The 10,722-nt window shown below is 65.1% G+C and carries 11 protein-coding genes; 5 read left to right on the forward strand and 6 right to left on the reverse strand.

Annotated elements, in window-relative coordinates:
- The 4 genes from Q7J58_RS18285 to Q7J58_RS18300 form a co-directional block, all read right to left on the reverse strand.
- Positions 1-726: AAA family ATPase (locus tag Q7J58_RS18285; RefSeq protein WP_304831050.1), on the reverse strand; the 726-nt coding region annotated here is incomplete at its 3' end.
- Between the two features lie 76 nt (positions 727-802).
- The gene (locus tag Q7J58_RS18290; RefSeq protein WP_304831051.1) at positions 803-1,498 is read right to left on the reverse strand and encodes a DUF599 domain-containing protein; all 696 of its coding nucleotides are present in this window, start codon (positions 1,496-1,498) and stop codon (positions 803-805) included.
- A 63-nt stretch (positions 1,499-1,561) separates the two neighbouring features.
- Positions 1,562-2,116 (reverse strand): flavodoxin family protein, encoded by a 555-nt coding sequence (locus tag Q7J58_RS18295; protein ID WP_304831052.1) that lies wholly within the window; start codon positions 2,114-2,116, stop codon positions 1,562-1,564.
- Positions 2,117-2,172: 56 nt separating this feature from the next.
- Entirely contained in the window at positions 2,173-2,874 is a 702-nt protein-coding gene (locus tag Q7J58_RS18300; protein WP_304831053.1) for a pirin family protein, read from the reverse strand.
- 146 nt (positions 2,875-3,020) lie between these two features.
- Between Q7J58_RS18300 and Q7J58_RS18305 the strand changes: the two genes are divergently transcribed.
- The 4 genes from Q7J58_RS18305 (at position 3,021) to trmB (ending at position 7,081) form a co-directional block, all read left to right on the forward strand.
- Positions 3,021-3,968 (forward strand): LysR family transcriptional regulator, encoded by a 948-nt coding sequence (locus Q7J58_RS18305; protein ID WP_304831054.1) that lies wholly within the window; start codon positions 3,021-3,023, stop codon positions 3,966-3,968.
- Between the two features lie 78 nt (positions 3,969-4,046).
- Positions 4,047-5,228 carry an FAD-dependent oxidoreductase gene (locus tag Q7J58_RS18310; protein WP_304831055.1) on the forward strand — a complete coding sequence of 394 codons (1,182 nt, stop codon included), beginning with the start codon at positions 4,047-4,049 and terminating at the stop codon, positions 5,226-5,228.
- A gap of 96 nt (positions 5,229-5,324) precedes the next feature.
- Positions 5,325-6,236 carry a tRNA glutamyl-Q(34) synthetase GluQRS gene (gene gluQRS, locus Q7J58_RS18315; RefSeq protein ID WP_304831056.1) on the forward strand — a complete coding sequence of 304 codons (912 nt, stop codon included), beginning with the start codon at positions 5,325-5,327 and terminating at the stop codon, positions 6,234-6,236.
- Positions 6,237-6,301: 65 nt separating this feature from the next.
- Positions 6,302-7,081, forward strand: a complete 780-nt coding sequence (gene trmB / locus Q7J58_RS18320) for a tRNA (guanosine(46)-N7)-methyltransferase TrmB (RefSeq protein WP_304831057.1) — start codon at positions 6,302-6,304, stop codon at positions 7,079-7,081.
- A gap of 36 nt (positions 7,082-7,117) precedes the next feature.
- Here the strand turns inward: trmB and Q7J58_RS18325 are convergent, their stop codons facing one another.
- Positions 7,118-7,270, reverse strand: coding sequence for a hypothetical protein (locus Q7J58_RS18325; protein WP_304831058.1), 153 nt, complete (start codon positions 7,268-7,270; stop codon positions 7,118-7,120).
- A gap of 256 nt (positions 7,271-7,526) precedes the next feature.
- On the opposite strand from Q7J58_RS18325, the gene Q7J58_RS18330 reads away from it, so the two are divergent.
- Positions 7,527-8,471 (forward strand): pseudouridine synthase, encoded by a 945-nt coding sequence (locus Q7J58_RS18330; RefSeq protein ID WP_304831059.1) that lies wholly within the window; start codon positions 7,527-7,529, stop codon positions 8,469-8,471.
- Positions 8,472-8,649: 178 nt separating this feature from the next.
- On the opposite strand, the gene alaS is transcribed toward Q7J58_RS18330, so the two are convergent.
- Positions 8,650-10,722: alanine--tRNA ligase (gene alaS / locus Q7J58_RS18335; RefSeq protein ID WP_304831060.1), on the reverse strand; the 2,073-nt coding region annotated here is incomplete at its 5' end.

Consider the following 10,722-nt stretch of genomic DNA (forward strand, 5'->3'; position numbering starts at 1 on the left):
TTCGTCGGTGTAGCCGCAAAGGGCGCTGTATTCGGGCATCAGCGTGAGGTCTTGCAGGTTGTTCAGGCCTGAAAACAAACTGACCTTGCTGAACTTGGAGACGCCGGTGAGGAAGACGAACTTCAGGTGCTCGTCGGCATCTTTGAGCACTGAGTACAGGTCTTTCAAGCCCTCGCGCATCTCGATGGCGACGGCCGAATCGGTGATGTTGTCCAGAATCGGTTTGTCGTATTCGTCGATCAGCACCACGACGCGCTGGCCACGGGTTTGGTGGGCCTGGCGGATGAGGTGCGACAGGTTGCCTGCGGTGTCGGACTCGGGCCAGTCGGCAGGGCGCACCAGGCCCAGCCGCTCTCGGTTGGAGCGCAAAATTTCTTGTATGCGCACAGCCAATTCCGCTCGTCTTTTGGCAACCCCGCCCCCAAAACTGATGCGAATCACCGGGTACTGTTTCGTCCAGTCCCACCGTTTCTCGGCTGCCAGCCCCTTGAACAGCTCGGCATGGCCCTCGAACAGTTCTTTGAGCGTGTCCAGAAACAGGCTTTTGCCAAAGCGCCGAGGGCGGCTCAGAAAGTACGCCTTGCCGGTGTTGATCAAGTCCAGCGCGTAGCCCGACTTGTCCACGTAGTAGTGGCCTTCCTGGATGATTTCGCTGAAGGTCTGGATGCCGATGGGCAGCCGTCGGCGGGACGGTGCTGGATGGGCAACGGTGGCGGTTGGCGTCATGGCAGGCATTCTGGCACGCTACCACTGGCATCCACCAACGGTGGACACGGATGGCTGCCATGGGCACCGGTGCAATTCAGTCGCGCAAGATCCCCAACACCTCCGAGCGGAACTCGCGGCTGTACAGAATGGCCACCACGATCACCGTGGCCAGCACCATGGCCAGGGGAGAAACGAACCAGGCCAGCGCGGCGAACGAAAAATAGTAGGCCCGCAAGCCGTCGTTGAAGGTTTCGGCGGCGGCGCCCACCATGGCAGCGGCCCGGTCGGCGTACTGTTTGCGGTCGAACTTGCCCGAGTCAAAGTCTTCGGGCGCTGGCATGGCGCCGATCACCAGCGCCACAAAGGTGTACAGGCGCATGCACCAGGAAAAGCGGAAGAAGGCGTACACAAAAATCGCCACCAGCACGAGGATCTTGAATTCAAAAACGATCAGCGTGGTGGTCTGGGCAAACGGAATCTCGCTCATCAACTCGGTGGCCTTGTCGGTGGTGCCCAGCAGCGCAAACAAGCCCCCGATGACCAGGATGGAGGTCGATGAGAAAAAGGCGGGCGTGTTGGAGAGGGTTTGCGTGATCAGGCCATCGAGCATGCGCGGATCGCGCGATGTGGCCTGCGCCATCCAATAGCCCCGGTAGCGGTTGGTGGTCTGGATCAGTGAGCCTTTTTTGCGTCCCCAGACCCGGGCAAACACCGCGTAGCCAATCCACAAGGCAAAAAAGCAGACCAGCGCCAGCCAGTCTGCCCAGGGGATGATGCTGAAGATGTTCATGCGCGGATGTTACTGCGCGGCCTGGCATGGAGGGCGCTTGCCCGCCCTGCACCGGGTCAGAAATCAGCCTTTGAACTTGGCCGCTGTCGCGGCTACGCGCGCACCGAACAGGCGCGCGGTTTCCAGGTCGCCGGGCAGCATGTCGTTGGCACCCGCGTCTGACGGGCTTTGGGCCATGGCGCCCGCAAAAGAGCCCACGTAGTTCACGTCGTTGCGCTGCGCGGCCTTGCTGTTGCTGGGCATGAGACCGGTGCCGACCCAAATGCCGCTGTGTTGCATGGCCAGGGTGAACAGGTAGTGCAGCGTGGAGAGCTTGTCGCCGTTCATGGTGGCGCTGTTGGTGAAACCGGCAAACACCTTGTCTTTCCACTGCTGGCTGAACCAGGGCTTGCTGGAGGCATCGGCAAACTTTTTGAACTGCCAGCTCACGCTGCCCATGTACGTGGGGCTGCCCATGATGATGGCGTCGGCAGCGTTCAGCAGCTCCCAGCCGCCTTCGGGCAGATTGCCGTCGGCATCGATGGCGAGCAGCTCAGCGTTGGCACCGTCAGCCACCGACTGCGCCATGCGCTGGGTATGGCCGTAGCCCGAATGAAAAACCACAACGACGTGAGCCATTTGGCAAACTCCTGGGTGAATGCGCCGTGGCGCAGGAATGAAAGAAGAAGGAAAAATCAGGCCGCCAGGTCAAACACCAGCACCTCAGCGTCTTCGCCCTGGGCCAGCGTCAACCGGCTTTCGCCGGCCAGCACCGCGGCGTCACCGCCTTGCAGGCGCTCACCGTTCACGTGCAGCGCGCCGCGCACCAGGTGCACATAGGCCTTGCGGGCCGGGTTCAAGCTCAATTCAGCGCGCTCCTCACCGTCCAGCAGGCCGGCGTAGAGCGCGGCATCGGCGTTGATATGCACCGAGCCCTGCGCCCCGCCGTTGGACGCCACCAGCCGCAGCTGGCCGCGCTTTTCCGCGTCGGCAAAGCTTTTTTGCTCGTAACCGGGGTCAATGCCGGTCACGTTGGGCTCAATCCAGATTTGCAAAAAATGCGTGGTCTGGTCGGGCGCGTGATTGAACTCGCTGTGACGCACACCGCTGCCCGCGCTCATGCGCTGCACGTCGCCCGGTGGAATGCCCTTGATGTTGCCCATGCTGTCTTTGTGGGCCAGATTGCCCTGCAACACATAGCTGATGATTTCCATGTCGCGGTGGCCGTGTGTGCCAAAGCCGGTGCCCGGCGCAATGCGGTCTTCGTTGATCACGCGCAGGTTGCCCCAGCCCATCCAGGCGGGGTCGACATACTCCGCGAAGGAAAAGGAGTGAAAGCTTTTGAGCCAGCCATGGTCGGCAAAACCGCGGGCTTCGGAGCGTCGAATCTGCATCATCGGAGGGCCTTTTCATCAAACGTTGGGCACGCAACCATGGGGTTGTGTACGGGAGTGGGTCCATTGTGGGCGCCACACACCCCAACGCGTTTGCACGGTTTTGATGGCATCATTCAATTGATTTGAACCATCAACCGCTTTAAACCATGGCTTCCCACACACCCCGCGCCGCGCTGTCCCCCGAGAACCTGGGTTTGCTGGAGGCTGTGGCGCGGCTGGGCAGCATGGCCGCCGCTGCGCGCGAACTGGGCATGGTGCCCAGCGCCCTGACCTACCGCGTGCGCCAGATTGAAGACGCGCTGGACGTGCTGCTGTTTGACCGCAGCGCGCGCCGCGCCCAGCTCACGCCCGCGGGGGCCGAGTTGCTGCGCTCAGGTCAGTACCTGCTGAACGAGCTGGACGCGGTGGCCCAGCGTGTCAAGCGCGTTGCCACGGGCTGGGAGCCGCAGTTCACCATTGCAGCCGACGCGATCATTGCCCGCGCCACGCTGTTTGAATTGTGCGAAACCTTTTACGCCGAGGCAGCACCCACGCGCTTGAAGCTGCGCGCCGAAACGCTCTCAGGCACGCTGGAAGCGCTGCAAAGCGGCCAGGCCGACCTGGCGCTGGGCGTGCCCGGTGAGCTGGCTCAGGCCGATATTCAAACCGCGCCGCTGGGTGCCCTGGACTTCGTGTACGCGGTAGCGCCCCACCACCCGCTGGCCAAGGCCGAGCACAGCTTGTGCGACGAAGAATTGCGCGTGCACCGCGCCGTGGCCGTGGCCGACAGCACGCAGCGGGGCAGCGGCATCACCCACAACCTGCAGCCCGGCCAAGACGTGCTCACCGTGCCCACCATGCAGCACAAGCTGGAAGCGCAATTGCGCGGCCTGGGCGCCGGTTTTCTGCCGCTGCCGCTGGCGCTGCCGTTCATCAACGCCGGGCGGCTGGTGGTGAAAACCGTGCAGCGGCCCAACTGCATCATTCACCTGGCGTACGCTTGGCGCCAACCCCGCAACAGCGGCGACACCGGCCGCGCGCTGCGCTGGTGGCTGGAGCGTCTGCAGCACCCGACCACCCGGGCCGCCTTGCTCAACAACCACCACCAAATTTGAAGCGCAAGCCGTTCAACGCGACAAGCAGGCTGCTACAGTCAACTTCGAGCCCTCCCCAAAACCAACGCGCCAAGAGACATGACCACAACCAAAAAACCCCGCGCCTCAGCCCTGGCCCAAAGCAAATCCAGCAGCAAAACAGCCGACAAAACGGCCGCAAAAACCGCCAGCAAGAAAACCCGCACCGCCAAACCCGCCTTTGTGCAGCGCCACGTGGCGGTGGTGGGCGCGGGCATGGCCGGTGTGGCCTGTGCCCGCACGCTGGTGCAGGCGGGCCACCGGGTCACGCTGATCGAGAAAAGCCGGGGCCTGGGTGGGCGCATGGCCACACGCCGCACCGAGTTCGGCGGCTTCGACCACGGCACCCAATACTTCACTGTGCGCGACGAACGCTTTGCCAAGGCCCTGGAAACCGCCCAGACGGTGGTACGCCCCTGGAGCGCCAACACCGTGCGCGTGCTGGACGACAAAGGCCGCGTGCTGGCCAGTGCACCGCCACCCACCGAACCCCACTTTGTGGCCAAACCCGGTATGAGTGCGCTGGTGAATTATTGGGCCGAGCCACTGGTGCAGCCCGCATTGCACGGCAAGCTGGCCGCCAGCACCCTGACCGGCACCCGCGTCACCCACATCGAACGCGACGCCCTGCACCCCGAACAATGGCAACTGCGCGCTGAAGACACCGACGGCGGCCAGCATGTGCTGGGCGGCTTCGACCGCATCGTGCTGGCCATGCCGCATCTGCAGACACACGACCTGCTGCTGGCCTCGGGCCACTCGCCCGAACTGCGCCACCAACTCGACGCCGTGCAGGTGGCCCCGTGCTGGACGCTGATGGTGGCCTACCCCAACGCCATGCAGCCCGGCCTGCCCCACTTGGGCCCGCAGTGGAACGCCGCGCGCAGCGTGCACCACCGCATCAGCTGGCTGGCGCGTGAAAACAGCAAACCCGGTCGCGAGCCCATTGAACGCTGGACGGTGCAGGCCAGCCCGGCCTGGTCCATCAAGCATCTGGAAGACGACGAAGAACGCGTCAAGGCCAAGCTGCTCAAGGGTTTTGCTGAAATCACCGGCATTCGCGCCACGCCCACCCACGCGGTGGTGCACCGCTGGCGCTTCGCCCAGACCCAAAAACCGCTGGGCCTCTCCCACATTTACGACCAGGACCTGGGCATCGGCCTGTGCGGCGACTGGTGCCTGGGCCACCGGGTGGAAGACGCGTTTGTGTCTGGCCTGGAACTGGCACTGGCCATGGCGTGAAACATGGGCAGCTTGAGGGCCTCGCGTTTCACCGCCGGGCCGCCCCAAGGTGAAACAGCCCCCTCGGGGGGCAGCGAACCACACAACGTGGGGAGCGTGGGGGCCAGATATCAGGGTCGGTTTGCCCCCTCCCCCACCGGCCCGCTGCACGCCGGGTCGCTGGTGGCGGGGCTGGCCAGTTGGCTGGATGCTCGCGTACACAGAGGCCGCTGGACCGTTCGCATAGAAGACGTGGACACACCGCGCTGTGTGCCCGGTGCCGATGCGTTCATCCTGCAACAACTCGCCCGCTGTGGCCTGATCAGCGATGAACCCGTGCTTTGGCAATCGCAGCGCGGCGCGCTCTACCAACAGGCACTGGACGCACTCATTCGCAACGGCCGCGCCTACCCCTGCGGCTGCTCGCGCAAAGACATTGAAACGGCCTTGCACAACCAGGGCCTCAGCCGCGAGCGCCACCAGGCGGCCGTGTACCCCGGCACCTGCCGACCCGAGCGCGGCGGCTTGCAGGGCAAAGCGGCCCGAGCCTGGCGTTTTGCCGTGGACCCCGGCACCGCCGAGGTGCACTGGACCGACCGCCGCCTGGGTCCTCAAGTACAAAACGTGGCCACCGAAGTGGGCGACTTTGTGCTGAAGCGGGCCGATGGCCTCTGGGCCTACCAGTTGGCCGTGGTGGTGGACGACGCCGCCCAAGGCATCACCCACGTGGTGCGCGGCGAAGACCTGAGCGACAACACACCGCGCCACATCTTGCTGCAGCGGGCGCTGGACCTGCCCACACCGGCCTACCTGCACACCCCGCTGGTGCTGGGCGCCAACGGCGAAAAGCTCAGCAAACAAAACGGCGCCCAGGCGCTGGACCTGGCCGACCCGCTGGCTGCGCTGAACCAGGCGGCAGCGTGTCTGGGTTTGCCAGCGACCACCACCCCCCACAGCCTTCCTGAAGCACAGGCGCTGTGGACGCGGGCCTGGCCCTACCGCCCAGCGGTGCGGCAACCACTGCGCTGACCCCAGGGGCCGTGGGCCGCAGCGGGCCGGCGCCTACAATCTGCCACCCCTTTTCCCGCCCTGCCATGACCTCAGACCACCAGCCCAGCCACCGCGAAGCGGACGCCACCACCGAGACACCCGCCACCGCCAAGCCTGCAAAGCCCTTGCCCGAAGGCGTGCCGTTCATGCGCGTCATCAAAAGCTATGTGTTGCGCGCCGGGCGCACCGGCCCGGGACAGCAGCGCGCCTACGAACAATTTGGCCCGCGCTTTCTGCTGAACTACGCGCCCGCCCCGCTGGACGTGGCCGCCGCGTTTGGGCGCACGGCACCGCTGGTCATGGAAATCGGCTTTGGCATGGGTGGGGCCACAGCGCAAATCGCCCAGGCACGCCCGCAAGACGACTTCATCTGCTGCGAAGTGCACGAACCCGGTGTGGGCGCGCTGCTCAAGCTCTGCGGCGAAGGGGGCATTGAAAACATCCGCATCTTTCGCCACGACGCGGTGGAAGTGCTGGACCACATGCTGCCCGAGGGCAGCCTGGACGGGGTGCACGTGTTCTTCCCCGACCCCTGGCACAAGACCAAACACAACAAACGCCGACTGATCCAGGCGCCGTTTGTGAACCGCCTGGCACGCCACCTCAAACCCGGCGGCTACATCCACCTGGCGACCGACTGGGAACCCTACGCCCAGCAAATGCTGGAGGTGCTGAGCGCCGAGCCGCTGCTGCACAACACCGCCACCGACCCCGCGCTGGGCGGCTACGTGCCCAAGCCGGGCTACCGCCCACTCACCAAGTTTGAAAACCGGGGCCTCAAACTGGGCCACGGCGTGTGGGATCTGGTGTTCAAAAAGGTCTGACGGGCTCCATGCTCAACCAGCCACCCGGTCAACCGCTCAATCGGCGGGTGCGGCATCCGAGCCCAGCACCACGTCTGCGGTCTTGCCGATGACCTTGCCACCGATCTTGGCCGTGCCCACCGCAGCGTCCACCGCCAACCCAGCCACACCCACCACCGCAGAAGCGGCCACGTCGGCCACAGCGATCACGGCACAGCCGCTCAGGACCAGGCTGCACAGTGCAAGCCCGCACCAACGCGTGGCCAGGGCTGTGATACGCCGCGGCGGCGCAGACAATCGGTGAAAGGTAGCGGGTGGTGTCACAACGGCTTTCAAGGTAGGTTGGGTCGGGTCAAACGCCGCGCCAAGGCCATACCTGGGCAGCAGCGGCCGAGAATACCCGCTTTGGCTTGCACCACAACCAACGTTCCACGTTTCAGCCCCTCTCATCACCAGCGCCGCCCCCATGTCCCGCCCACCCCGCCAACCGCACATTCCCACGCGACACGGCGTGTCTGCCAGTTGCGTGGCGCTGCCCACGGTCAAACCCGGCGCCTCGCCCTGGGCCAGCGTGCTGGACTTTCTGGACCACCGCCTGCCCCTGGTGGGGCGTGCCGTGTGGAGCCTGCGGCTGGCGAACGGCGATGTGCTGGATGAAAACGCCCAGGCACTGGCACCCGACGCGCCCTACCGTGGCGGCTCGCGGCTTTACTACTACCGCGCGTTGGACAACGAGGTGGAGGTGCCGTTCCAAGCCACGGTCCTGTACCAGGACGCGCACCTGGTGGTGGCCGACAAACCGCACTTTTTGCCGGTCACGCCAGGCGGGCGCTATGTGCAACAAAGCCTGCTGGTGCGGCTCAAGCACAGCCTGGGGCTGGACTCGCTGAGCCCCATCCACCGCATCGACCGCGAAACCGCCGGTCTGGTGCTGTTTGCCGTGCGAGCGCAAGACCGCGCGGCCTACCAGGCGCTGTTTCGTGAACGCAGCGTGCACAAGGTGTACGAAGCCATGGCCCCGTTTGACGCCAGCGTATCCCTGCCACAGGTGCGGCGCAGCCGCATCGCGGAGGAAGACGGCGCCTTCTTTCGCATGACCGAGGTGACAGGCGAGCCCAACAGCGAAACCCGCATCGAGCTGCTGGAACAGCGCGGTGCCTGGGCACGCTACCGGCTGGAGCCGGTGAGCGGCAAACGCCACCAGCTGCGGGTGCACATGAACGCCTTGGGCCTGCCCCTGGTGGGCGACCAGTTTTACCCGCGCGTGCTGCGCGGGCCGGACGAAGCAGAAGATTTTGCAAACCCGCTGCGACTGCTGGCACAAGCCATCGCTTTCACCGACCCGGTGACCGGTGAGGCACGGCGGTTTGAAAGCGGGCTGCAACTCGACTGGCCCAACCCTGCGGCCTGAAGAGCCCAGGCGTTTGGGGCCCGTTCGGGCCGAGCGGCAGAGCAGGCCGAACCCGAACCGAGGGCCGGCCCCCCTTATTCCGTTTCCAGATCAACCGTGAACGCGAAGGCGAAGCGCAGACAGTACAAACGTACGGCAAGCGAAGCCGACAAAGTGCACGGTTGATATGGAAATGGAATTAGAGGCGCTCAGCCACCCAGGCCTGCACCGAAGCCAGCGCCTTGGGCAAACCCGCTGCATCGGTGCCCCCGGCCATGGCCATGTCGGGCTTGCCGCCGCCTTTGCCGCCCACCTGCTGGGCGACAAAGTTCACCAGCTCGCCGGCCTTGACCTTGCCCATCACGTCGGCGGTCACGCCCGCAGCGATCTGCACCTTGGCGCCATCCGCCGCGGCCAGCACGATGACAGCCGTTTTCAGCTTGTCCTTCAGCTTGTCCATGGTCTCGCGCAGGCCTTTGGCGTCGGCACCGGCCAACACCGCGGACAAGACCTTGATGCCCTTGACCTCAACCGCCTGGTTCACCAGCTCGTCGCCCTGCGCCGAAGCCAGACGGCTCTTGAGCGCGTTCATTTCCTTTTCCAGATCGCGCATCTGCTCCAGCAGCGCACCCACGCGTGCAGGCACTTCGCCGGGCGTGACCTTGAGCGTGCCGGCCACACCACCGAGCGTCGCCTCCATGCCCTGCACGTAGCTCAGCGCGTTCAGGCCCGTCACGGCTTCCACACGGCGCACGCCAGCGGCCACACCGCCTTCGGCGGTGATCGTGAAGAAGCCGATGTCGCCCGTGGCCCTGACGTGCGTACCGCCGCAGAGTTCGCGGCTGGAACCGATGTCGAGCACGCGCACCGACTCGCCGTATTTCTCGCCAAACAGCATCATGGCGCCGGTCTTCTGCGCCGATTCGATGTCCATCACACGCGCCTGCGTCGCCGCGTTGGCCACGATCTCGGCGTTCACGCGCTGCTCGATCTCGCGAATCTGCGCGTCCGTCACCGGCGCGTTGTGCGTGAAGTCGAAGCGCGTCTTGTCGGCGTCGACCAGGCTGCCCTTCTGCTGAACATGCGTGCCCAGCACCTCGCGCAGCGCCTTGTGCATCAGGTGGGTGACCGAGTGGTTGCGCACGGTGGCGGCACGCTGCGCCAGGTTGACGCTGGCGTTCACCGTGTCGCCCACGGCCAGCGTGCCCTGCACCATCGCACCATGGTGGCCGAACACATCGGACTTGATCTTCTGCGTGTCGCCCACGGCGAACGTCGCCGAGCCGCTGGTGATGAGACCCTCGTCCCCCACCTGGCCGCCGCTCTCGGCGTAAAACGGCGTGGTATCCAGCACCACGACGCCCTGCTGACCGGCCTTGAGTGCCGCCACGGGCGTGCCGTCCAGGTACAGCGCCACCACCTTGGCCGGGGCTTCGAGCTGCTCGTAGCCGACGAAGGTGTTGCCCGCGCCGGTGTACTCCAGCGCCTTGTCCATCTTGAACTTGCCTGCGGCGCGGCCCTTGGCTTTTTGCGCTTCCATGGCGGCGTGGAAACCGGCTTCGTCCACGGTGACGCCGCGCTCACGGCAGACGTCGTTGGTCAGGTCCAGCGGGAAGCCGTAGGTGTCGTGAAGCTTGAATGCAACTTCACCACGGAGAACAGTGATTTTGGATGGAGGATTCGGTGCCTCAATAGCACCCAACCCCTCCAGCGCAGCCCTTGTTCCAAAACTATCAGCCGGGCGAATCTCTGCACCGATAGGGGTCAGCTCGCTGTCAAGGATCTGCATGCCTGATGCGAGGGTTTCATAAAACCGCTCCTCCTCGGCCTTCAACACCTCGGTGATGCGCTGCGCCTGCGAAGCCATGCTCGGGTAAGCGTCGCCCATCATGCGCACCAAATCGGGCACCAGCTTGTGGAAGAACGGGGTCTTCTGGCCGAGCTTGTAGCCGTGGCGGATGGCGCGGCGCACGATGCGGCGCTGCACGTAGCCGCGGCCTTCGTTGCTGGGGATCACACCGTCGCTGATGAGGAACGCCGTGGCGCGGATGTGGTCGGCGATCACCTTGAGCGAGGGGTTCGTGAGGTCGGCGGTGCCGGTCTCGCGGCCGGCGGCCTTGATCAGTGCTTCGAAGATGTCGATTTCGTAGTTGCTGTGCACGTGCTGCAAGATGGCGGCCAGGCGCTCCAGGCCCATGCCGGTTTCCACGCAGGGCGCGGGCAGCGGCGTCACCGCGCCGGTTTCGTCCATGTTGAACTGCATGAACACGTT

The organism is Hydrogenophaga sp. (genome assembly GCF_030656115.1).
In the GTDB taxonomy this organism is placed as follows: Bacteria; Pseudomonadota; Gammaproteobacteria; order Burkholderiales; family Burkholderiaceae_C; genus Hydrogenophaga.

What these genes read in the sequence shown, in the direction of transcription:
- trmB (WP_304831057.1), top strand. Translation starts at nt 6,302, where the DNA reads ATGACCTCAGACCACCAGCCCAGCCACCGCGAAGCGGACGCCACCACC.
- Q7J58_RS18305 (WP_304831054.1), top strand. Translation starts at nt 3,021, where the DNA reads ATGGCTTCCCACACACCCCGCGCCGCGCTGTCCCCCGAGAACCTGGGT.
- Q7J58_RS18295 (WP_304831052.1), bottom strand. Translation starts at nt 2,116, where the DNA reads ATGGCTCACGTCGTTGTGGTTTTTCATTCGGGCTACGGCCATACCCAG.
- Q7J58_RS18310 (WP_304831055.1), top strand. Translation starts at nt 4,047, where the DNA reads ATGACCACAACCAAAAAACCCCGCGCCTCAGCCCTGGCCCAAAGCAAA.
- Q7J58_RS18330 (WP_304831059.1), top strand. Translation starts at nt 7,527, where the DNA reads ATGTCCCGCCCACCCCGCCAACCGCACATTCCCACGCGACACGGCGTG.
- Q7J58_RS18300 (WP_304831053.1), bottom strand. Translation starts at nt 2,874, where the DNA reads ATGATGCAGATTCGACGCTCCGAAGCCCGCGGTTTTGCCGACCATGGC.
- Q7J58_RS18290 (WP_304831051.1), bottom strand. Translation starts at nt 1,498, where the DNA reads ATGAACATCTTCAGCATCATCCCCTGGGCAGACTGGCTGGCGCTGGTC.